Origin of the sequence: Kineococcus mangrovi, assembly GCF_041320705.1 — a bacterium.
In the GTDB taxonomy this organism is placed as follows: Bacteria; Actinomycetota; Actinomycetes; order Actinomycetales; family Kineococcaceae; genus Kineococcus; species Kineococcus mangrovi.
This window is the reverse complement of the sequence record NZ_JBGGTQ010000006.1, coordinates 148,897-170,642: the sequence shown is the minus strand read 5'-3', so window position 1 is coordinate 170,642 and position 21,746 is coordinate 148,897. Positions and strand designations below refer to the sequence as shown.

Below are 21,746 nucleotides of genomic sequence, written 5' to 3'. Positions count from 1 at the left end.
TGCGGGGACCGACCTGCCCCCGAACGTGAGGACCGGCCGTGCTGACACTGCTGATCGTCCACGCTGTCGCCGCCGTCCTCGCCGCGCCCCTGGTGAAGCGGGTCGACCGGCGAGGTTTCGCCGTGCTCGCCCTCGCCCCCGCGGCCACGACGGTCTGGGCGGCGTCCCAGGGCCCCGCCGTGCTGCGCGGGCAGACCCCCGAGGTCGTCGTCCCGTGGGTCCCCTCCCTCGGCGCCGAGCTCGCCTTCCGCCTCGACCCGCTGTCCTGGGTCCTGACGCTCCTCGTCGGCGGTGTGGGGGCGCTGGTCCTCCTCTACTGCGGCAGCTACTTCCACGAACGGGACCCCGGTTCCGCGCGCTTCGCCGCCGTCCTCACCGCGTTCACCGGCGCCATGACCGGGCTCGTCCTGGCCGACGACCTGATCCAGCTCTACGTGTTCTGGGAACTGACCACGGTGTTCTCGTACCTGCTCATCGGGTACGACGCGCAGAAGCGTTCCGCGCGCCGGGCCGCGACGCAGGCCCTCGTCGTCACGACGTTCGGCGGGCTGGCCATGCTGGTCGGGTTGATCCTCATCGGGCAGCAGGCCGGGACGTACCGGCTCTCGGAGGTCCTGGCGGACTTCCCCACGGGAACGGCCGCGACGGTCGCCGTCGTCCTGCTGCTCCTCGGGGCGATCACGAAGTCGGCCCTCGTGCCGTTCCACTTCTGGTTGCCCGCCGCGATGGCGGCGCCCACCCCCGTCAGCGCCTACCTGCACGCCGCCGCGATGGTGAAGGCCGGGGTCTACCTCGTCGCCCGGTTCGCCCCGGCGGCCGCCGAGCTACCGCAGTGGCGGACCACCGTCCTCGTCCTGGGGACCACGACGATGCTCGTCGGCGCCTACCGGGCGCTGCGCCAGCACGACGTGAAACTCCTGCTCGCGTTCGGCACCGTCAGCCAGCTCGGGTTCCTCACCGTCCTCGTCGGCGCCGGGACGGCCGCCGCCGCCACGGCCGGGATCGCCCTGCTCGTCGCCCACGCGACGTTCAAGTCCTCCCTGTTCCTCGTCGTGGGGATCGTCGACCACCAGACCGGGACCCGGGACCTGCGCGAGCTGTCCGGCCTGGGACGGCGGATGCCGCTGCTCGCCGTCACCGGCACCGTCGCGGCCGCCTCGATGGCCGGGATCCCCGTCGCGGCCGGTTTCGTCGCCAAGGAGGCCGCGTACGACGCGTTCCTCGACGACCCCCTCGTGCTCGCCGGCCTCGTCCTCGGGTCGGTGCTGACCGCCGCGTACTCCGCGCGGTTCGTCTGGGGGACGTTCTGGCGCAAACCGGGCGTCCCGGACTCCACGGCCCCGCGGCCCTCGCCCGGGTTCACCGCCGCCCCGCTCGTGCTGGCCGGGGTGACGCTGCTCGCCGGGCCGCTCGCCCCCCTCGTCGACCGGCCCGCCGCGCTCGTCGCCGGCGACCTGCCCGGCGAAGCCGAGCACCTGGCCCTGTGGCACGGGTTCTCCGTCCCGCTGCTGCTGACCGTCGTCACCTTCGCGCTGGCCGCCGTGCTGGTCGTCGCGAAGGACCGCGTGGAGTCGCTGCAGCGCAGGGCCCCGGCCGTCCCCGCCGCCGACCGCGGGTACCGCCGGACCGTGCGCGCCGTCGACCGCGTCGCCGTCGAGGTCACCGGCGCCACCCAGCGCGGGTCGCTGCCGATCTACCTCGCCTCGATCCTGCTCGTCGTGGTGCTCGTGCCCGGCGGGGCCCTCCTGTGGACGCGGCCGTGGCCCAGCGACGTCGTCCTCTACGACACCCCCGGCCAGGTCCTCGTGGGGATCGTCGTCGTGGTGGCCGCCGTGCTGACCGTGCGGGCCCGCCGCCGCCTGCGGGCCGTGGTGCTCGCCGGCGTCACCGGGTACGGCGTGACGCTGTTGTTCGTCCTGCACGCCGGCCCCGACCTCGCCCTGACGCAGGCGCTCGCCGAGACCATCACCCTCGTCGTGTTCGTCCTCGCGCTGCGGCGCCTGCCGCCGTTCTTCTCCTCCCGCCCCCTCGTCGGCACCCGGTGGGTCCGCATCGGCATCGGCGTCGCCGTCGGGACCTGCGCCTCCCTGTTCGCCCTCGTCGCGGCCGGTGCCCGCGTCCAGCGCCCGGTGTCCCTGGACCTGCCGGCGCTCGCGTACGAGTTCGGCGGGGGCCGCAACGTCGTCAACGTGACCCTCGTCGACGCCCGCGCCTGGGACACCATGGGCGAGCTCTCGGTGCTGCTCGTCGCGGCGACCGGGGTGGCGAGCCTGGTGTTCCGCCGCCGGATGGGGTCCATCGACCAGGCGTTCGCGGCGCACACCGACCCGGAGCAGGACGTGCCGGAGCGGTCGCGGCAGCAGAACTGGCTGCCCGCGGGCAGCACCGTCGCCCCCGAGCGCCGCTCCGTCGTCTTCGAGGTCGTCACCCGGCTGACGTTCCACGCGATCCTCGTGCTGTCGCTCTACCTGGTGTTCGCCGGGCACAACCAGCCCGGGGGCGGTTTCGCCGGGGGTCTGGTCGCCGGGCTCGCGCTCGTCGTGCGCTACCTCGCGGGCGGGCGGTACGAGTTCAACACCGCGGTCCCGGTGAACGCGGGCTGGCTGCTGGGCAGCGGTCTGTTCCTGTCCGCGGGGACCGGCCTGGTCGGCATCCTCATCGGCCAGGGCGTGCTGCAGACGGCCGTCATCGAGTTCGACGTCGCCGTCCTGGGCCACGTCAAGCTCGTGACGTCCCTGTTCTTCGACGTCGGGGTCTACCTGCTCGTCGTCGGCCTCGTCGTCGACGTCATCCGCAGCCTCGGCGCCGAGATCGACCGCCAGATCGAAGAGGGGACGGAGACCTCGTGAGCCCCAACCTGACGCTCGTCGTGATCGCGGGGGTGCTCGTCGCCTGCGGCGTGACGCTGCTGCTCGAACGCACCCTGACCCGCGTCATCGTCGGCATCGTCCTGCTGAGCAACGGCATCAACGTGCTGTTCCTCGTCGCCAGCGGACGCCCCGGCCAGGCGCCGTTCGTGACCGGCGGGACCACCGCGGAGCAGATGAGCGACCCGCTGCCGCAGGCGATGGTCCTGACCGCCATCGTCATCACCCTCGGGATGGTCGCGTTCGTCCTGGCCCTGGCCTACCGCAGCTGGCAGATCGACGGCCACGACGAGGTCCAGGACGACGTGGAGGACCGCCGGATCGTGCGGCGGGCCGAACGGGACGAGACGTCCGCCAGCTACGACGACGACACCCGCGAGACCAGCGACGAAGAGGGCGAGGGGGTGAGCCGGTGACCGGGACCGCCTGGGACGACTGGCCCCGCGTCCTCCTGCCGCTGCCCGTCGTCCTGCCCCTGTTCGCGGCCGGGTTGACGCTGGCCCTGGCCCGCCGACCCCGGGCCCAGCGGACCATCAGCGTCACCGCGCTGAGCGTCGTCGTCGTGGCCTGCGTCGCGATGCTCGTCCTCACCGACCGCGGCAACGGCACGTACGCGATCTCCGTCGGTGGCTGGCCCTCCCGCCTCGGGATCCCGCTGGTCGCCGACCGCCTGTCGACGCTCATGCTCGTCGTCAGTTCCGTCGTCACCCTGGCGGTCCTGCTCTACTCCCTCGCCCAGGGCGTCGCCGACGGCGAGGAGGGGACCCCCATCTCGATCTACCACCCGACGTACCTCGTCCTGTCCGCCGGCGTCTCCAACGCGTTCCTGTCCGGCGACCTGTTCAACCTCTACGTCGGTTTCGAGATCCTCCTGGCCGCCAGCTACATCCTGCTCACCCTCGGCGGGACCGGGGCCCGCGTGCGGGCGGGCACGACCTACGTCGTCGTGAGCCTGCTGTCCTCGCTGGTGTTCCTCACCGCCATCGCCCTCGTCTACGCCGCGACGGGCACGGTGAACCTCGCCGAGCTGTCCGTCCGGCTGCGCGAGGTGGACCCCGACGTCCAGCTCGTCCTGCACCTGCTGCTCCTCGTCGGGTTCGGCATCAAGGCCGCCGTGTTCCCGCTGTCGGCCTGGCTGCCGGACTCCTACCCGACCGCCCCCGCACCCGTCACGGCCGTCTTCGCCGGGTTGCTCACCAAGGTCGGCGTCTACGCGATCATCCGCACCGAGACGCTGCTGTTCCCCGGCGGCCAGGCGTCCAGCCTGCTGATGTGGGTGGCGCTGGCGACGATGCTCGTGGGGATCCTCGGCGCCGTGGCGCAGAACGACGTCAAGCGCCTGCTCTCGTTCACGCTCGTCAGCCACATCGGGTACATGGTGTTCGGCGTGGCGCTCGGGACGGCGGCCGGGTTGTCGGGGGCGGTGTTCTACGTCGCCCACCACATCACCGTGCAGACCACGCTGTTCCTCGTGACCGGACTCGTCGAGCGGTACGCGGGCAGCACGTCGCTGGACGCCCTCGGCTCGCTCGCCAAGCGGACCCCCCTGCTCGCGGTGCTGTTCTTCGTCCCGGCGGTGAACCTCGCCGGCATCCCGCCGTTCTCCGGGTTCCTCGGCAAGGTCGGGCTGCTGCAGGCGGGCGTGGACGTCGGCACCTGGCCCGCGCTCGTCCTCGTCGCCGGTGGCGTCCTGACGAGCCTGCTGACCCTGTACGCCGTCACCAAGGTGTGGAACCGGGCGTTCTGGCAGGAACCGCAGGAACAGGTCGACCGCGACCACGTCGCGGGCCTGGCGACGGCCACCCGGATCGGCACCCGCACCCCGCTCGGCATGGTCGTCCCGACCACCGCGCTCGTCGTCGTGGGGGTCGCGATCACCGTCGTCGCCGGCCCGCTGTTCGGCGTCAGCGACCGGGCCGCCCACGACCTGCTGGACGGCACCCCCTACACGGCCACCGTCCTGCGGGGCGGGGCCGCGGACGGGGCGACGGAGGTGGGCTCGTGATCGACCGGGTGCTCTCGCTGCGCGGGCGGGTCAGCCTGCCGGTGCTCGTCTGGCTCGTCGTGCTGTGGCTGCTGCTGTGGGGCGACCTGTCCTGGGCCAACGTGCTGTCCGGGACGCTCGTCGGCCTGCTCGTGACCGTCGTGCTGCCGCTGCCCCCGGTCCCGTCCCGGCTGCGGGTCCGGCCGGTGCGCGTCCTGCTGCTCCTGGGCCGGTTCCTGGTGGACCTGTTCGCCGCGAGCGCGCAGGTGGCGTGGCTCGCGGTCCGGCCCGGCCCGCAACCCCGCAGCTCGGTGGTGCGGATCCCGCTGCACAGCGGTTCGGACCTGGTCGTGACGATGACCGCGGAACTGGTCTCCCTGGTGCCCGGTTCGGTCGTCGTCGAGATCGGGGCGCCGTCCGCCCTCGGCGGGCAGGGCTCCATCTACATCCACGCCCTCGGGGTCGACAGCGCGCAGGGGCGGGAACGGACCCGGCGCACCGTCCTGCTCACCGAGCGGCGGATCATGCGGACCGTCGCCGCGCCGCAGGACTACGCCGAGTACCTCGAACGCTGCCGGGCCGACGGCTCGGACGCCCTGTGCGGAGGGAACCGCCCGTGAACCCCGTCGTCATCGCCCTGTGCGTGGGGATGCTCACCGTGGCGGCCCTGCTGGCCCTGGTCCGGGTCGCGAAGGGCCCCACCATGCTCGACCGCGTCATCGCCCTCGACGTCATCGTCGCGGTCGTCGTCATCGGGCTGTGCGTCGAGGCCGTGGCGAACCGGCACGACACGACGCTGCCCGTCATCGTCGTGCTCGCCCTCGTCGGGTTCGTGGGGTCGGTGAGCGTGGCGCGGTACGCGTCCCGCGAGAGCGACCAGGAGAGGGGACGGGGCTGATGGACTGGACCACGGTCGGGACCGTCGTCGGCGCGACGGCGCTGCTGCTGGGGTGCCTGCTGACCCTCGTCGCGGCCGTCGGGCTGCTGCGGCTGTCCGACGTGCTGGCACGGATGCACACCACGGCCAAACCGCAGGTGCTGGGTGTCGTGCTGTCCCTCCTAGCGGTGGGCATCACGCTGCGGCGCGGCGCCGACGTGGCCACCCTCGTGGCGATCGCGGCGTTCCAGCTGCTCACGGTGCCCGTCGCGACGCACATGGTCGGCCGCGCCGCCTACCGGACCGGGCAGGTCGACCCGTCCGCGCTCGACCACGACGAGCTGGCGGACGAGCTCTCCGAGGAGGAGCGCTCCCGCGACTGACCGCCCCCTGGCGCGGGCCCACGAGGAACCGTAACGTTGCGTGAGTGTCCGACCGGGCGCGTCACCGGGCCGAGGAGCAGACCGTGAGCGACCCCCTGGGGGGCCTCCCCCACGTCACCCCGGTCGAACGGCGCCTGCTGGAGCTCGTCGCCGACGGGCGGCCCCTCGTCTCGGCGGGCGCCGAGGTGGCGCTCGACGTGCGGGCGGTCGTGGCGACCGTCGACGGCCTGCGCACCCGGTTCGGGGTCCGCAGCACCGCCGCGGCCGTCCGGCTCGCCCGCGACGCGGGCCTCATCGGCACCCCGGTCGCGCGGCGCCGCCTCAGCTGACGGGCGGCTGCTGCCCCTCGCGCGAGCGCCGGACCCGCCACGCGGCGAGGAAGTAGACGGCTCCCGCGGTGAAGACGCCCGCCGCCAGCCAGGCCAGGGGGCTGCCGTCGGTGAGGACCACGCCCCACGCGAGCGCGGCCACCGCCGCGTACAGCAGCCCGGACCGCTTCGACTGCTCCAGGGTCTTCGTCGCCCGCCACCACGGTTGTCTCGCCACACCCCCAGTGTGCCCAGGTGCGGCCGCCCGCCCTCACACCAGCGGCGTCAGCAGGTCCCGCACCGGCCCGACGTAGCGCACCAGGCCCAGCACCGTCAGCGTGGGGAACACGAAGTACTGCAGCAGCGGCTCGGGGCCGCGGCCGGCGCGGAACAGGCGCAGCCCCACGGTGAGGGGCTTCTTCCGCAACCACGTCGTGAACGGCACCGGCACCCCGTCGGTGGTGAGGGCGTCGCCGAGGACGTGGACGACGACACCGCCCGCGACGGCCACGGGCAGCCAGGGCAGCGAGACGCCCTGCGCCGTCAGCCACCACGCGGCCAGGAAGGACACCACGAGGTTGCCCAAGGCGGTCTTCTCGGTGTCGCCGGGGATGAGCTGGGCCACCGAGTGCAGGGCCAGCCCGATCGCCAGGGCCAGCACGACCAGCGCCGACCAGGGGTGGGTGGCGGCCAGCGCGGCGAGGACCCCGAAGACGAGGGGGGCCACCACCACGTCGTGCGTGCCGCCGCGGTGCCGGCGCGCGAGGACGCCGATGAACCGGGACAGCCACCGCGTCGGCGGGCCCCACATCGACCCCGCCGTCGAACCCTTCTGGTCCAGGTCCGGCAGGTACGCGAACCCGCCCCACGCCACGACCCAGGCGAGCTGCTCCAGGGGTCGGTCGATGCCGAGGTGCGCGGCGGCCGGACCGAGGGTCAGGGCCCCTGCCGCCAGTCCGCTGGCGGCGTGCGCCGGTCCCATCACGGTGCGTCGTCCTCCCAGGTCAGGAGCCTGGAGGGTACCGCGGCGGGCGGCGGGGAGACGCCTCGTTGCCTCCACGGGGCCGGTCATCGACCGCGGGGAGGCAACGAGGCGTTCCTCGCGCAACGGCGGGGAGGGGTCAGACGGCGTAGCGCAGGAGCGCGCCGATCCCGTCCGTCATGGACAGCAGCGGCTCCACGTCGTCCTCCGCCGGGCGCGGGACCAGCTCGATCTCGGCGTCGGAGGCGGCCAGCGCCCGCACGAGCGCGGCGTCGGCGCGCACCTGGACGGCGTCGGTGACGCCGAGCGCGTCGAGGTCCTCGCGGGTCGTGGCCACCTCCAGCGGACCGGGGCCGGTCCACAGCCGCTCGGTGGAGGTCGGGTCGTCGACGAGCAGGAGGGTGCGCACCTGGCCGGCGCGCAGCGCCGCCACGACCGGTTCGAGCCCCTCCACGGCACGACCCTGCCGGCCCCGCTCCTGGGCGAACTCGTCGACGACGCTCTGCCGGCGGTGCGTCCGGACGGTCTCGAGGGCCGCGGCGACGTTGGCCTCGAACGCCTTCTCGCGGGTCCCGGCGGCCCGGCCACCGCCCTTGACCTCGCACAGGAGCGGGGCGAGGGCGGGCGGGGTCTTGTCCCTCAGCGCCGCCGTCGCCTTCGGGTCCCCGGTGACGAGGACGACGTCGGGGCGTTCGCGGCGGACGAGGTCGGCGAGGTCGGCGGCGACGGCGGCCGCGTTGTGGTCCCAGGAGTCCTGCACGGTGCGCTGGTAGCGGTGCTCGGCGCGGTTGTCGCCGGACCCCTTGTGCAGCAGGTCGTGCCCGCCCTCGACGGTGCGCCTCTCGTGGCCCACGACCGCCCCCGTGCGGGCGAGGGTGACGTCGGCGCCGGCGCGGTCGACCTCGACGAGGACGTAGCGGACGTCACCGGCCATCGAGCGGACCAGCGGCATGAGGTGGGCGACGGGCCCGGTCGTCGCCTCCTCGCGCTCGGGCGGCGCGGTCAGGACGAGGTCGAGCCGCAGGCCGGTCGCGGTGGCCACGAGCGCGCGGCCGACGGGACCGCCGACACCGGTCGGTTCGGTGGCGACGGCGTCGAGGGCGGCGAGCGCCGGTCCCGGGGCGCCCCGGTCGGCGAGGGCCGAGCGGGCCTCGGCCCAGCGCAGGTCGACGTCGTGCGCGCCCGTCGCCCGGTCCCGGGTGGCGTCGACGTACACGGAGACGGAGGGCCCGGGGTCGGTGGCCACGTCCTTGAGCCAGGTCAGCTTCACAGGGACTCCCTCGTGACGGTGTTGCTGTCCGCTCTTGCCTGTCACCCACAGTGCAGGAAGACCGCCGCATCACGCGACTCGGTTTCCCACCGGCCCCTGGTACACCCACCGGCCCTCGACGCGCGAGAACGCCGACTCCTCGTGCTGGACCCCGCGACGGCCGGCGTGGCGGTAGTGCGCCTCGAACTCGACGGTCCCGGCGTCGTCGAAGGGGCTCCCGCAGTCCGTGCCCAGCACGACGAGCCGGCGCCACTGGACGTCGTCGTCGAGGTCGAGGTCGGCCGGGCGCGTGGCCGGGTGCCAGCTGCGCAGCAGGTGGTCGACGTCGCCGAGGACGAACGCCGTGTAGCGCGAGCGCATGAGGGCCTCGGCCGTGGGGGCGTCCTGCCCGGCCAGGTAGCGGCCGCAGCAGCCGGTGAGCGGTTCCCCCCAGCCGCAGGGACACGGGTGGTCGGGCCGCACCGCTCGCTCAGGCACCCCCGCATGATGCACCGCGTCGCCACCGCGCGCCGTGGGGGCGGTGGTCGTGACCGCACGGCGCAGGGGCTCGGGGGACGACCGGTGTCGTCGGGCGGGGTCGGGTGCGGGGTTCTCCGACAGGGCCGGGCAGCGGGTCCGACGAGGTGTCCCGCCGGCCCGTCCGGCACCGCCGATCCCCCGAGCAGAACGGTTGCGCGGGTGTAGGTTCGCAGCACCATGAACGACGCCGCTCCCCGACGCCTCAAGGGCCGGACGTCCGCCGAGACGCGCAGTGCCGTGCTCGACCTCATCCGTGCCGGCGAGGGGATCTCACGGGCCGAACTGGCCCTGGCGTCGTCCCTGACCGAAGCCACGATCTCGAAGATCGTGCGCCAGCTCCTCGACGAGGGAATCATCATCGAAGCGGGCCGGGGCAGGTCCACCGGGGGGAAACGTCCCACCCTGCTGACGCTGAACACCGGCAGGCTCTACGCCCTCGGGGTGGCGCTGGACCGGTGGAGCACCGTGCTGGTGCTGTGCGGGCTGAACGGTTCCGTCGTCGACCGCACGGTGGCGGCGGGTTCGGGGTCGCAGTCCCCGCGCCGGGTCGTCTCCCGCGCCGCGGGCCACGTCCGGACGCTGCTGCAACGCAACGGGGTCGACCCTTCCGACGTCGTCGGTCTCGGGGTGGCCACCAGCGGCCGTCGCCGCGGACCTGACGGGTGGGGGGTCGACGCCGCCATCGCCGACGTCTGGGACACCTTCGACACCGCGTCCGAACTGGAGGCGCGGACCGGGATCCGGGTCGTCATGGAGAACGACGCGAACTGCGCGGCGCTCGGGTCGTTCTGGACGGGCACCGACGCGCGCCGGGACTTCATGACCGTCTACATGTCCACCGGGATCGGGGCCGGGATCGTCCTGGGCGGCTCGCTCTACCGCGGAGCGTCCGGGAACGCGGGCGAGATCGGCCACGTCGTGGTGGACCCGGAGGGGGCGGAGTGCTGGTGCGGGGGGCGCGGTTGCCTGGAGACCGTGGGGCCCCCGCGCGGCGTCGTCCGCACCGTCGCCGCCGACCCGGTCCTGTCCCGACGTTTCCTGCCGGGCGGTCCGGCCCAGGACCGCGGCGCGTCCGAACCGTTCGGGCAGATCGCCCGCGCCTACCGGGCCGGGGACGGCGCGGCCGAGGAACTCATCGAGAACGCCGCGCAACAGGTGGCGACGGTGGTGCTGGGGCTGGTGAACACCCTCGACCTCGACGAGGTCCGGCTCGCCGGGCCGGGTTTCGCCACCCTCGGGGAGGTCTACGTCCGGGCCGTGCGCGAACGCCTGGCCGCCAGCGCCGTCTCCCGCGGGTTGCACGACGTGGTGGTCGAGCTGGGCGAGGTCGGCCCCGACGTCACCGCCATCGGGGCCGCTTCCCTCGTCCTGCACAGCAGCCTCACCCCGCACTACGCGGCCAGGCTCTGACCCCGGTCCCGGACGCCCGGCCCGGCCCCGGCGGACTCAGCCGCGGACGGGGTAGGACACGTAGGCGAAGCGCCGGGAGTCCGGCGCCCAGCTGTTGACGTTGATCGTCCCCTGGCCACCCGGGAGCGGGATCCGCTCGCGTTCGACGCTCCAGTCCTGCGGGGACACGACGACGAGAGCGACGGACCGGTCGGCGGGGTGCCCCTGCGTCCCCGTGGGGAACTCCAGGTAGACCGCGGTCGCGGCGTCCGGGGCCAGGTGCGGGAACCAGTCGACGGTGTCGCTGATGTGCAGCCGTTCCACCTCCCCCCCGCCGTCGGGGACCCGGGCGAGCTGCGCGTGCCCGGGACGGGCTGCCCACCGTTCGGTGTTGAAGTAGATCCAGGCACCGTCACCCGACCACTCCGGGCCGTCGACGTGCCCGGGCCCGGTGTCGACCAGCGACCCCGAACTGCCGTCGGCGGCCAGCAACGCCAGCCGGCCCGGCTCCTCGAACGAGGTCATCCGCACGTACGCCAGCCGCTTCCCGTCCGGGGAGACGCCGTGCAGGAAGTGCCAGACACCGTCCTGGTCGGTGACGCGCACGGCGGGTCCACCGGCGAGCGGCGCCCGGTACACGTGCCCGTCGCCGGCTGAGCAGAAGACGTGTTCACCGTCGGGGTCCAGCACGTGGTCGTTGTTGATCGGCGGCAGCCCCTCGTGCTCGATCCGCTCGGGTCCGGCACCGGGGGCCAGGCCCAGCCGCCACAGGGCACCGTCACCGTTGAGCAGCAGCTCGTCCCGCGTCCAGGACCAGTTGGGCGCCTCGTAGAGCACGTCGTGGCTCTCGTGGACCACCACGTCCTCGCCGGTGACGACGTCGTGCACGTGGATGCGGGCCACCTGGCCGGGCGCCAGTTCGCGCGAGTTCGCCACGGTCAGACCCCCGCACCCGTCGGAGCGGACGTCGCGGCGTACCAGGCGGCTCCCTGGACCTCCAGGAAGACGCACAGGACGTTGTCGCGCTTGATGCCCAGCGCGGCGATCTCGTCGGAGATGGCCGACCCCGTCGCCTGCTTCTGGGCGTCGGTGTAGCCGACCTGGGCCACGATCTCGACGAAGACGATGTCCGTGCGTTCCTGCTCCGGGAAGGTCGGGGAGTACACGAGTTCACCGTCGTGGTGCAGACGGAAGATCTGGAACAGGTCGTCCTCGGGCATCTCGAAACCCCGGACCATCCCGGCCAGGACTGCCCTGCTCAAGCTGGGCAGCAGGTCGCGGTGGGTCTCGTGCAGATCGATGCGTGCGTGCGGCATGGTCGTTCCCTCGATTCGGCGTGGGTGGTCGTGCGTCACTTCAACGCGCCGGCCGCGAGGCCGCGTTCGAAGTAGCGCTGGAGGCAGACGTAGGCGGTGACGACCGGCAGACCGGTCAGGACCGCCGCGGCCAGCACCTTGGTCTGGTCGTTGTTGTACATCCCGACGAAGAACTGCGGGACCAGGGTCACCGTCTGCTGGTCGGGGGTCTGCAGGAACAGCAGCGGTAGCAGGAACTCGTTCCAGGAGTTGATGAACACGAGCACCACGACCGCGGCCACGATCGGTCGGGTCAGCGGCAGCAGGACGTGCCAGAAGGTGCGGAGCACGTTGGCCCCGTCGACCCGTGCGGACTCCAGCAACGCGTCGGGGATCCCGTCGACGAAGTTGCGGGCCAGCAGGACCGTGAACGGCACCTGCAGGGCCGCCACCGGCAGGATGACCGCCCACAACGTGTTGTAGGCACCGATCCGCGTGATCGTGGCGAACAGGGGAGCGAGCAGCACGACCCCGGGCAGGGTCAAGCAGGCCAGGAGCATCCAGAAGAAGACCTCCTTGCCGGGTACGTGCAGCTTGGAGAACCCGAAGGACGCGGTCAGCGTGCAGAGCAGCACGATGGCGATGACCGCGATCGACAGCAGGGCGCTGTTGACGAAGAACCCCGGCAGCAGCGGCAGCGAGAGCACCGTCGCGTAGTTCCCCCACCCCGAGCCGGCGAGCGAACCGCGGACCATCGTCACCAACGGGAAGACGAAGGGCAGGACCAGCACGGTCAGGAGCAGTTGCAACCCGATGCGTGAACGCAACCGTCGTGTCTCGAACACCTCAGCCCTCCCCCCGCCGTCCACCGACGTTGATGGTGATGGCGGCCACCAGGGCCAGCAGGAGCAGCACGATCGACAGCGCCGCGCCGTAACCCACGTCGGAGAACGCCACGCTGACCCGGTAGATCATCGTCCCCAGGAACTCGGTGGCGTAGCTGGGCCCACCGCCGGTCACCAGGAACGGGACGTCGAACGTCTTCAGCGACCCGATCGCCGACAGGATCGCGATGGCGATCGTCGTGCCCCGCACTCCCGGCCACACGATCGAGACGAGGACGCGCAGGTCACCGGCACCGTCGAGCCGGGCCGCCTCGACGACGTCGGGTTCGATCTGGCCGATGGCGGCGAAGTACAGGACGAACACGACACCCGTCGACTGCCAGACCTGGATCGAGATCACGATGGCCAGGGCGGCCGGTCCGCTGGCCAGCCAGGTCTGTGTGAGCGCGCCGAGGCCCAGACCGCCGAGGAGTTCGTTCAGCGCACCGTCCGGGGCGTAGATCTGGCGGAAGACGGGTGCCACGGTCGCGGTCGAGAGCACCACCGGGACGAAGATGAGCACCTTGTACACCGTCCGGAACCACAGCCTGGAGTGCAGCAGGCTCGCGAAGACGATCCCGAGCGCCACCTGCACGGCGAAGGTGACGACGAAGAAGATCGCCGTGTTCCGCAGCGCGCCCCAGAACACCGGGTCCTGCACCATCCGGACGAAGTTGTCGGCGCCGACCCGTTCCTGCAACGGGCTGGCCCCGTCCCAGTCCAGGGTCGAGAGGTAGCCGGTGTACCCGATGCAGTAGTAGAGCAGGCCGGCCGAGAACAGCAGGGCCGGCAGGATCCACGGAAGCCCGGGCGAACGCCGGACCCCCCGTCGTCGCCCGGGTGCTCCTGTCCGGGCGGTGGTGACCGTCCCGGGAACCGTCGTCGTCATCGTCGTCCCTCCCTGCATCGGTCCTCAGCGCTGCGCGTCCGCGACCTTCTGGATCGCGGCGGCGGCGTCCTCGGGGGGCGTGTCGCTGTTCACCATCGCCTGGGCCGCGTCGATGATGGCCTGGTTCAGTTCGGCGGAGATCCCCCGCGACCGCGCGTCGGTGGCCCGGGCGAGCTGTTCGGAGACCTCCTGCAGCTCCGGGAGCTGGACGTCGGGGTTCACGAACTCGATCTCGTCGAACTCGGGCCCGACCCCCTCCAGCGTCGGGAAGGAGTCCATGTTGTTCGCCACCACCTGCTGGCCCTCCTGCGTGTGCCCGAGCCAGAGGGCGAACGTGACGGCCGCGTTCCGGTTCCCGGACTTGAGGTTGACCGCCTGTCCCGCGTCGGGGTCGGCGAACATCGTGGAGGGGTTCCCGTACCCGGCGACGTCGGGGAACGGGACGGGGACGATGGTGATCCTCGGGGTGTCCGCGGGGACCCCGGCGCCGTCGAGGGCGGCGGTCAGGCTGTTGACCGTCGCGTACTGCTGGTACCAGGTGCCCATCTGCACCATCGGCACCTGCCCGGTGAGGAAGGCGTTGTTGACGTCGGGGTACTGCTGGATGCCGACCGAGCCCTCGTCGAGGACGCCGTTGCGCGACAGCTCCCGCAGCAGGCCGAGCGCCTCGACGATCGCGGGGTCGGTCCACTCCATCTCACCGGTCACGGCGTCCTGGAACGACCCGGTGCGCACGCTGTCAGCGATCGAGTGGACGGTGTCGACGATGAAGCCCGAGGTGCCGGCCAGGCCTTCCCGGAAGCACCCGAGGCCTTCCGCGCGGAAGGTCCGGCAGACCTGGACCCACTCGGCCATGGTGGTGGGAGGAACCAGTCCGTACCGGTCGAAGACGTCCTTGTTGATCCACATGATCCCGGCACCGACCTTGGCCCACTGGGCGGCGACCAGCCGGTCGTCCACGGTGAAGGCCTCCACCCCGCCTTCGTAGACCTCGTTCCTCCAGTCCGGCCCGAGGAGTTCCTCCACGTCCGGGGCGAGGTCGTAGGAGTACGGCGCGAAGGCCTCGGCCGAGAAGGATCCGCTGGCGTTGACCGTGAAGACGTCCGGGCCGTCGTCCGAGGCCAGGGCCGGCCTGAGGACCGCGGCGTAGTTGTCGGTCGGGACCTTCTTGTAGATCACCTCGATGTCGGGGTACTGCTCGTTGAACGCGGCGATCTCCCGGGCGGCGAGGTCGTTGTCCGGTGTCCAGCTCCACCAGTTCACGGTGCCGGCCGTCGCGGACCCGCCGTCGCCGTCCGCGGGCGAGGAACCTCCGCAGGCCGTGACCGTGGTGGAGAGCAGGACGACTCCGGCGACCGCGCTGAGGGTCGCGTTCCTGACTCGTGAAAACCGCATCGTTCTCCTGACTGTGCGTTCGGAGGGCGGGAAGTCGTGGTGCGCAGGCGGGGCCCACGGCTCGGGCGGCCTCGTCAGTGAGGCGGGCTCGTTCCGACCGTAATCCATCCCGACCAGACAAAGCAATAGTCAGGTAAGGAAGTTGCCGTTCCACGAAACCTCTCGACGGGGCTGTGCGAACCCACTTGCCCGTACTAGGTTGAGGAAGTCACCGCCGATCGAGCATCAGGAGCGCCCTTGTCCACCACTGCCCTCCCCCCGCCCCGGCCGATCGTGCCGGGACCACCCCTGGGGTGGGGGGTCCTGGCCCCGGGAGGCATCGCCGGCCGGTTCGTGGCGGCCCTGCACGCCCACACCGCACAACGCGCGGTCGCCGTGGGATCGCGCTCCACCGACCGGGCCGCGGCCTTCGCCAGCCAGCACGGCATCGACCGGTCGTACGGGTCCGCCGACGAACTGGTGTCCGACCCCGGGGTCGACGTCGTCTACGTCGCGGCTCCCCACCAGGCCCACGCCCCGCTGGCCCTGCAGGCCGTCGCCGCCGGCAAGCACGTGCTGGTCGAGAAGCCCTTCGCCACCGGCCGCGACGAGGCGAAGGCGGTCGTCGACGCCGCCCGGGCCGCCGGCGTGCTGGTCATGGAGGCGATGTGGACCCGGTACCTGCCCCAGCTGGACGTGGTCCGGCAGCTGCTGGCCGACGGTGCGGTCGGCCAGGTCGACCTCGTCACCTCCGACTTCGGGTTCCAACTGCCGTTCGACCCCTCCAGCCGCATGTACGACCCGGCCCGGGCCGGTGGGGCGCTGCTGGACGCCGGGATCTACCCGCTGTCGTTCATCTCCTCCGTCCTGGGCAGCCCGGCCGACGTCGTCGCCCGGGGCGCCCTGGCCCCGACCGGGGTGGAGTACAAGGCGTCGGTGCTCATGACCTACGCCGGCCACGACGCCCACGGCATCGCCACCACCTCCACGCAGGCCGCCTACCCGGTGCTGGCCACGGTCAGCGGTTCGCAGGGCCGGATCGACGTGCACTCCCCCTTCCTGGCCGCCAGCGGTGTCACGTTCACCCCCGGTGGCTGGGGCCGGGACGCCGCCCCCCTGACGTGGCGCGACACGAGCCACCCGGACCTGTACGCCGCGATGCACCACGAGGCCGACGCCCTGGCCTCCTACGTCGGGCAGGGGCTGCTGGAGTCCCCCGTGCACCCCCTGTCCGAGGTCGTCGACGTGATCGCGACCATCGACGAGGTCCGCCGCCAGCTCGGCGCACCGGTCTCACCCGGAGGTGCCTGACGTGCTCGACCCCCGACCGGTCACCCCCCGCTCCCCCGACTGGGTACGCCCCCTCGGGGCGACCGGGCTGGACGTCTCGGCCGTCTCCCTGGGCGGTGGTCCGCTGGGCGGGATGCCGGACCTGTTCGGCTACGACAACCCCGCCGCCGAGGGCGTCGAACTGGCCCGCCAGGCCGTGCTGAGCCCCCTCAGGGTGATCGACACCGCCAACGGGTACTCCGGCGGCCGCAGCGAGGAACGCATCGGCCAGGCCCTGGCCGACCTCGGTCCCGAACGCACCGCCGGTTTCCTCGTCGTCACCAAGGTCGACGCCGCGGACGGGGACTACTCCGGCCGGCGCGTGCGCGACTCGGTGCGCGAGAGCCAGGAACGTCTCGGGATGCAGTTCCTGCCGCTGGTGCACCTGCACGACCCGGAGTTCCACCCCGACGCCGGGTTCGAGCTGCCCGGCGGCGCGATCGAGGCGCTGGTCGCGCTGCGCGCGGAGGGTGTCATCGGCCACCTCGGGGTCGCCGGGGGTCACACCCCCACGCTGCACCGGATGCTGGACACGGGGGCCTTCGAGGTCGTGCTTACGCACTCCCGCCTGACCCTGCTGGACCGCGGGGCCGACGACCTGCTCGACCGGTGCCGCGACGAGGGGCTGGGCACGGTCAACGCCGCCGTCCTGGGGGGTGGGCTCCTGGCGAAGCGGTCGTCGAAACCCCTGTACGGGTTCCGCCCGGCGCGTCCGGAGGTCCTCGCCGCCGCAGCCGCTCTGCACGACCTGGCCGACGAGCTCGGCGTCCCGCTGGCCGACGCGGCGCTGCAGCACTCGCTGCGGGACCCGCGCGTCGACACGACCGTGGTCGGGCTCTCGAGCCCTCGACGCCTGCCCGGTCTGGTGGCCGCCCTCGACACCGACGTCCCCCACGAGTTCTGGGAACGGGCCGCTCGTCTCCTGCCACCCCGGGAGGTCTGGCTCGACAGCTGACCGGGACGCGGCCTCGGGCCGGCTCGTCCCGGGCGTCACCGCCGGAGGTCCGGTGGCCCCGCGTCGGTGGACGGTCCGCCGCCCGCCGGGGGGGCCGTCGTCGCCCGCACCACGAGCCGCGGGGCGACGAGCTGCAGGTCGGCGGGGGCGTCGGGGTCCACGAGGCGGTCGAGCAGGCGCCGTGCCGCGAGCCGCCCCACCTCGCTCGCGGCGTTGTCGACGCTCGTGAGCGACACCGCGCGCAACCGGGCCAGGGACGTGTCGTCGTACCCGGCGACGGACAGCGCCCCGGGCACCTCGACACCGAGGTCGGCGGCAGCGGCCAGCACGCCGACGGCGCTCGCGTCGTTGGCGGCGAGCACCGCGGTCGGCGGGTCGGTCCGGGTCAGCAGGGCCCGGCCGGCGCGGTGGCCGCCGTCCTCGGTCAGGGGGCCGGTCTCGACGAGGACCTCGGCCCCGCCGGTGCGGGCGGCTCCCTCGAAGGCGCTGCGGCGCAGGTCGCCGACGGGTCCGGTGCCGGCGACGTGCGCGAGGCGCCGGTGCCCGAGACCCACGAGGTGCTCCACGGCCAGCCGCACCCCGGCCGCGTCGTCCCCGGCCACGACGTCGACCCCGAAGGGGTCGTCGGCGGCCAGGCGGGTGCCGGCCAGGACGGTCGGGACCTCCGCGGCGACCTCCTCGACGAGGGCCAGGTCGGGCAGGGTGCCGATGACGACGAGACCGTCGACGCGCAGGTCGGCGAAGGTCCGGGGGGCGTCGGGTTCGCTGCGCGCCTCGGCGAGCACGGGTCGCAGACCGGCCGCGTGCAGGACCGGGCGCAGTCCCTCCAGGACGTCGACGAACCACGGGTTGCGCAGGTCGTCCAGGACGAGGCCGATCGCGCGGGTGCGGCCCTGGGCCAGGCTGCGCGCGGTGGGGTCGGGGCGGTAGCCGAGCTCGGCCACCGCGGCCAGGACCGCGGCGCGCCGCTCGGGGGAGACCTTGGGGCTGTCCTGCAGGACGAGGGAGACGAGGGACTTGGAGACGCCGGCGCGGGCGGCGACGCTGCGGATGGTCGGTCGGGTCACCCGGGTCGCCTCCCTTGACAGCCGAAGTCCGTCCGACGATGGTAGTGGCTGTTGGACCGGTCCAACAGACTCGACGAGGAGGACCCCGTGACCGACCTGCACCTCGGCCTGGCCGGAGTCGGACGCATCGGCGCGATGCACGCCCGCACGCTCGTCGAGACCCCCGGCGTCGGCCGGGTCACCCTCACCGACGTCGACGCCGCCCGCGCGCGCGAGGTCGGGGCGCAGGTGGGCGCCGAGGCGGTGGTGGACGTGGCCGCCCTGCTCGCCGCCGGCGTCGACGGCCTCGTCGTCGCCACCGGCACCGCCCAGCACCCCGAGCTCATCCGCGCCGGGGTCGAGGCCGGCGTCCCCGTGCTGTGCGAGAAACCCGTCGCCCCCGACGTGGCGCTGTCACTGCCCGTGCTGGACCTCATCGCCCGCCACCGCGGCGTGGTGCGCATCGGGCACCAGCGCCGCTACGACCGCGGCTACCGCGAGGCCAGGCGCGCCCACGCCGCGGGCGAACTCGGCTGGCTGCACTCGATCCGGGCCACGACCTGCGACGTCGTTCCCCCGCCGATCGCCTTCCTGGCCACCTCCGGAGGGTTGTTCCGCGACTGCAGCGTCCACGACGTCGACGTCATCCGGTGGATCACCGGCCGGGAGGTCGTGGAGGTCTACGCCCGCGGCAGCAACAACGGCGATCCCGCGATCGGGGAGGTCGGGGACGTCGACTCGGCGCTCGCCGTCTGCACGCTCGACGACGGGACGCTCGCCGTCGTCACCGCCTCGCGCTGCAACGGCGCCGGCCACGACGTCCGGCTGGAGCTGCAGGGATCGCGGGGGTCGCTCGTCGTGGGTCTGGACGAGCGCAGCGCCCTGCGTTCGGCCGAGCCGGGCGTGGTCTTCCCGGGCGGCACCCCGCACACGACGTTCGCCGAGCGGTTCGCCGACGCCTACCGGGCCGAGATCGCGGCTTTCGCCGGTCTCGTGCGGGGGGAGCCGGACGAGCTGTGCACGCCCGAGGACGCCGTCGCCGCCTCGAAGGTCGCCGACGCCGCGCAGGAGTCGCTGCGCACCGGGGCGCCCGTCCGCGTGGGCTGACTCCCACCCGCTGCCGGGGCGCGCGGTCAGGCGCAGATGCTGTCGGTGGCGACGCGGGAGGTGATGGTCGGGGTCGGCGTCGCCGCCGGCGGCGGCGTACCGGTCACGCGGGAGCGGACGTCGGTCACGCCCACCCCGGCAGAGGCGACCTCCACGACGACGTCGCGGCCCAGCGACGGGTCCAGCTGCGTCCTGGCCCCGCCCAGGGCCGCCGCGACCGTGTTGGCCGAGTCCTGCCGGTCGGTGCCGTAGCGCACCAGCACGTCCTCGCCCGGGACGGTGGGCTGGGCGTCCCCGGTGCCGCCGGGGACGAACCCCACCCCGGTCAACGCCTTCGACAGCGTTCCGGCCGCCCCGGCCGCCCCGCCCACGTTGAGCACCTGCACGGAGATCTGCGCCGGCGCCACCAGCAGCTCCGAGCTGGTGCCCGGGTCCGCGGTCGGGGAGGCCGTCGGCGTGGCCGAGGCCGGGCCGGCGGTGTCGGTGCGGATCTGCTGCCACAGCGCGTCGGCCGCGTCCGTCCACTGCACGCGGTTGGGGTTGGCCGGGTACGGCTCGTTGGGCACGGTGATGAACTGCACGCCGTCGGCGGGCATCTTCTGCAGCGACTGCGCCAGGGAGGCGATCTCGGACAGGCTCGCCAGGCCCGGGTCGGTCGTCACCGACTTCGTCGCCGCGTCCAGGAACCCGTACAGCTTGTCGGGCCGGGTGAGGATGGAGGAGCTGGTGACCTTCTGCACCATCGAGCTCATCAGCGCCTGCTGCCGGTCGATGCGCGAGAGGTCCGACCCGTCCCCGATGTGGCGCACGCGCGCGTACGCCAGCGCGGTCTGCCCGTCGACGTCGTCGTGCGTGCCCGCGGTCAGGTGCAGGTCGGCGTCCTTGTCGTCGATCGCGTCGGGCGTGCAGATGGTGACCCCGCCGAGGGCGTCGATCATCGAGCGGAACCCGCTGAAGTCGACGACGACGTAGTGGTCGATCGGCACCTGCGTCAGGTCCTGGACCGCGGTGACCGTGCAGGCCGCGCCGCCGATCGAGAAGGCCGAGTTGAACATGCCCCTCTCGGGCTTCGTCGTCGTGCCGTCGGGCAGCGTGCACGCCGGGATCTGCACGAGGGAGTCGCGGGGGATGCTGACCATCGTCGCGCTCTGGCGGTCCGCGGCCAGGTGCACCAGCAGCGTCGTGTCCGAGCGCGCCCCCGGGTCGGCGGCCGCCCCGCCGTACTCGTCCCCGGTGCCGTCGGACAGGTCCCGGGTGTCGCTGCCCATGACGAGGATGTTGACCGCGTCCTGCCCCGTCGTGGGGTCGGTCTTCGACTCGTCCGAGGGCCGGACGCCCGTCAGCCTGCCGATGTCCTGCGCGTTGATGTTGCCCTGCAGCCGGTAGTAGGCGTACACGCCGCCCCCGGTGGCGACGACCGCCAGCACCACGGCCGCGACGAGGACGCCGCGCAGGACCCGGAAGGCCGTGCCGTGGGAGTGGTCGGAGTGACGGCCGCGCGCACGACGCCCCGCTCCGGGGACCTCGTGCGGCGCGGGGTCGGTGGAGGTGGGCACGTCACCACCGTACGGCCGGTGCGGCCGTCCCCTGGAGCGGAGTCGTCAACGTTGCGCAGCGTGTGCGCGAGCCCTTCACAGGGTCGCTCAGTTGGCGTTGGTGAGGTCCTGCTGGAAGTCCTGGGCGCACTGCTCGATGGCGGCCTGGTCCCCGTTGGCCTGCGCGAGGCACTGGGCGTAGTCCTCGCCACCGTTGTTCGCGAGCCAGTTGCCGGCGACGACCCACAGGACGGAGAGGGCGATGCTCGCGACGAGCGCGACGACGTTGACCACGATCGCGGCCGTGGCGGTCCCGCCGTTCGTCGCCTGGCCGCGCTTGACGCGCTTGCGGGCGGAGATGCCGAGGATGAGCCCGACGACCGCCAGCACGACACCGACGAAGATCCACGACAGCAGCAGGGCGACGATGCCCAGGACGAGGGCACCGATGGCGAGGCCGTTGCGCGGCTTGGTCTGCCCGTACTGCCCGTGCTCGCCGTAGCCGGGGGGCGGGGGGTACTCGTTGGACATGCTGTGCGTCCTCCCTGATCGGTGGACGGCGATCGTCCCAGGGAACGGCGATCACTGCCTGTCGACGGTCCCGTCGTTGATGGCGAGGTGGTCGGCGATCGCGGGGAACACGACGGTGAAGCAGAGCAGCACGATCCCGGCCGCCACGAGCAGGCTGAGGAGCGCCCGCACCCACCACGGCCCCGGCAGCACCCGCCACCACCACGCGTACACCTGTCGCCT

General features: G+C 73.2%; 24 protein-coding genes. 11 read left to right on the top strand and 13 right to left on the bottom strand.

The genetic code is table 11. From position 1 onward, the window contains the following. Positions 1-38 precede the first annotated feature (38 nt). The 7 genes from AB2L28_RS14160 to AB2L28_RS14130 all read left to right on the top strand — a co-directional run bounded on the left by AB2L28_RS14160 (position 39) and on the right by AB2L28_RS14130 (position 6,440). Entirely contained in the window at positions 39-2,849 is a 2,811-nt protein-coding gene (locus AB2L28_RS14160; protein ID WP_370719623.1) for a Na+/H+ antiporter subunit A, read from the top strand. Further along, a complete protein-coding gene (locus AB2L28_RS14155; RefSeq protein ID WP_370719622.1) occupies positions 2,846-3,283 on the top strand; it encodes a Na(+)/H(+) antiporter subunit C in 438 nt (145 codons plus the stop codon). The genes AB2L28_RS14160 and AB2L28_RS14155 overlap by 4 nt, the downstream gene beginning before the upstream one ends. After that, positions 3,280-4,872, top strand: coding sequence for a Na+/H+ antiporter subunit D (locus AB2L28_RS14150; RefSeq protein WP_370719621.1), 1,593 nt, complete (start codon positions 3,280-3,282; stop codon positions 4,870-4,872). Before AB2L28_RS14155 ends, AB2L28_RS14150 begins: the two co-directional genes overlap by 4 nt. Next, a complete protein-coding gene (locus AB2L28_RS14145; protein WP_370719620.1) occupies positions 4,869-5,471 on the top strand; it encodes a Na+/H+ antiporter subunit E in 603 nt (200 codons plus the stop codon). Before AB2L28_RS14150 ends, AB2L28_RS14145 begins: the two co-directional genes overlap by 4 nt. After that, positions 5,468-5,749 carry an MrpF/PhaF family protein gene (locus AB2L28_RS14140; protein WP_370719619.1) on the top strand — a complete coding sequence of 94 codons (282 nt, stop codon included), beginning with the start codon at positions 5,468-5,470 and terminating at the stop codon, positions 5,747-5,749. Before AB2L28_RS14145 ends, AB2L28_RS14140 begins: the two co-directional genes overlap by 4 nt. Further along, positions 5,749-6,111 (top strand): monovalent cation/H(+) antiporter subunit G, encoded by a 363-nt coding sequence (mnhG, locus tag AB2L28_RS14135; protein ID WP_370719618.1) that lies wholly within the window; start codon positions 5,749-5,751, stop codon positions 6,109-6,111. The genes AB2L28_RS14140 and mnhG overlap by 1 nt, the downstream gene beginning before the upstream one ends. An 83-nt stretch (positions 6,112-6,194) precedes the next feature. Continuing rightward, positions 6,195-6,440, top strand: a complete 246-nt coding sequence (locus tag AB2L28_RS14130; protein ID WP_370719617.1) for a helix-turn-helix domain-containing protein — start codon at positions 6,195-6,197, stop codon at positions 6,438-6,440. Here the strand turns inward: AB2L28_RS14130 and AB2L28_RS14125 are convergent. From AB2L28_RS14125 to AB2L28_RS14110, 4 genes are all read right to left on the bottom strand, one after another. Next, positions 6,433-6,657, bottom strand: a complete 225-nt coding sequence (locus AB2L28_RS14125) for a hypothetical protein (RefSeq protein ID WP_370719616.1) — start codon at positions 6,655-6,657, stop codon at positions 6,433-6,435. The genes AB2L28_RS14130 and AB2L28_RS14125 overlap by 8 nt on opposite strands. A 33-nt stretch (positions 6,658-6,690) precedes the next feature. Then, a complete protein-coding gene (locus AB2L28_RS14120) occupies positions 6,691-7,401 on the bottom strand; it encodes a metal-dependent hydrolase (protein ID WP_370719775.1) in 711 nt (236 codons plus the stop codon). 139 nt (positions 7,402-7,540) lie between these two features. Beyond that, a complete protein-coding gene (locus AB2L28_RS14115) occupies positions 7,541-8,671 on the bottom strand; it encodes a baeRF2 domain-containing protein (protein WP_370719615.1) in 1,131 nt (376 codons plus the stop codon). Between the two features lie 69 nt (positions 8,672-8,740). Beyond that, complete coding sequence (locus AB2L28_RS14110; RefSeq protein WP_370719614.1) at positions 8,741-9,148, bottom strand: YchJ family protein; 408 nt, start codon at positions 9,146-9,148, stop codon at positions 8,741-8,743. Positions 9,149-9,367: 219 nt separating this feature from the next. On the opposite strand from AB2L28_RS14110, the gene AB2L28_RS14105 reads away from it, so the two are divergent. Continuing rightward, entirely contained in the window at positions 9,368-10,600 is a 1,233-nt protein-coding gene (locus AB2L28_RS14105) for an ROK family transcriptional regulator (RefSeq protein WP_370719613.1), read from the top strand. Positions 10,601-10,636: 36 nt separating this feature from the next. Here the strand turns inward: AB2L28_RS14105 and AB2L28_RS14100 are convergent, their stop codons facing one another. From AB2L28_RS14100 to AB2L28_RS14080, 5 genes are read right to left on the bottom strand one after another with little or no spacing between them, the layout of a single operon-like run. Then, a complete protein-coding gene (locus AB2L28_RS14100) occupies positions 10,637-11,515 on the bottom strand; it encodes a TolB family protein (protein ID WP_370719612.1) in 879 nt (292 codons plus the stop codon). Positions 11,516-11,517: 2 nt separating this feature from the next. Continuing rightward, positions 11,518-11,895 (bottom strand): tautomerase family protein, encoded by a 378-nt coding sequence (locus tag AB2L28_RS14095; RefSeq protein ID WP_370719611.1) that lies wholly within the window; start codon positions 11,893-11,895, stop codon positions 11,518-11,520. A gap of 35 nt (positions 11,896-11,930) precedes the next feature. Continuing rightward, positions 11,931-12,719 (bottom strand): carbohydrate ABC transporter permease, encoded by a 789-nt coding sequence (locus tag AB2L28_RS14090; protein WP_370719610.1) that lies wholly within the window; start codon positions 12,717-12,719, stop codon positions 11,931-11,933. Between the two features lies 1 nt (position 12,720). Next, entirely contained in the window at positions 12,721-13,647 is a 927-nt protein-coding gene (locus AB2L28_RS14085; protein ID WP_370719609.1) for a carbohydrate ABC transporter permease, read from the bottom strand. Between the two features lie 24 nt (positions 13,648-13,671). After that, positions 13,672-15,042, bottom strand: a complete 1,371-nt coding sequence (locus tag AB2L28_RS14080; RefSeq protein ID WP_370719608.1) for an ABC transporter substrate-binding protein — start codon at positions 15,040-15,042, stop codon at positions 13,672-13,674. A gap of 237 nt (positions 15,043-15,279) precedes the next feature. Between AB2L28_RS14080 and AB2L28_RS14075 the strand changes: the two genes are divergently transcribed. Continuing rightward, positions 15,280-16,332: a Gfo/Idh/MocA family protein gene (locus AB2L28_RS14075; RefSeq protein ID WP_370719607.1), complete on the top strand. Its 1,053-nt coding sequence runs from the start codon at positions 15,280-15,282 to the stop codon at positions 16,330-16,332. 1 nt (position 16,333) lies between these two features. Next, positions 16,334-17,305 (top strand): aldo/keto reductase, encoded by a 972-nt coding sequence (locus AB2L28_RS14070; protein WP_370719606.1) that lies wholly within the window; start codon positions 16,334-16,336, stop codon positions 17,303-17,305. Between the two features lie 35 nt (positions 17,306-17,340). Here the strand turns inward: AB2L28_RS14070 and AB2L28_RS14065 are convergent, their stop codons facing one another. Further along, complete coding sequence (locus AB2L28_RS14065; protein WP_370719605.1) at positions 17,341-18,372, bottom strand: LacI family DNA-binding transcriptional regulator; 1,032 nt, start codon at positions 18,370-18,372, stop codon at positions 17,341-17,343. 87 nt (positions 18,373-18,459) lie between these two features. On the opposite strand from AB2L28_RS14065, the gene AB2L28_RS14060 reads away from it, so the two are divergent. Further along, entirely contained in the window at positions 18,460-19,458 is a 999-nt protein-coding gene (locus tag AB2L28_RS14060; RefSeq protein WP_370719604.1) for a Gfo/Idh/MocA family protein, read from the top strand. Between the two features lie 26 nt (positions 19,459-19,484). Here AB2L28_RS14060 and AB2L28_RS14055 read toward each other — a convergent pair whose 3' ends face one another. The 3 genes from AB2L28_RS14055 to AB2L28_RS14045 form a co-directional block, all read right to left on the bottom strand. Continuing rightward, a complete protein-coding gene (locus AB2L28_RS14055; protein WP_370719603.1) occupies positions 19,485-21,014 on the bottom strand; it encodes an LCP family protein in 1,530 nt (509 codons plus the stop codon). An 87-nt stretch (positions 21,015-21,101) separates the two neighbouring features. Continuing rightward, the gene (locus AB2L28_RS14050) at positions 21,102-21,524 is read right to left on the bottom strand and encodes a DUF4190 domain-containing protein (protein WP_370719602.1); all 423 of its coding nucleotides are present in this window, start codon (positions 21,522-21,524) and stop codon (positions 21,102-21,104) included. Between the two features lie 51 nt (positions 21,525-21,575). Continuing rightward, positions 21,576-21,737, bottom strand: a complete 162-nt coding sequence (locus AB2L28_RS14045) for a hypothetical protein (RefSeq protein WP_370719601.1) — start codon at positions 21,735-21,737, stop codon at positions 21,576-21,578. Between the last annotated feature and the right edge of the window lie 9 nt (positions 21,738-21,746).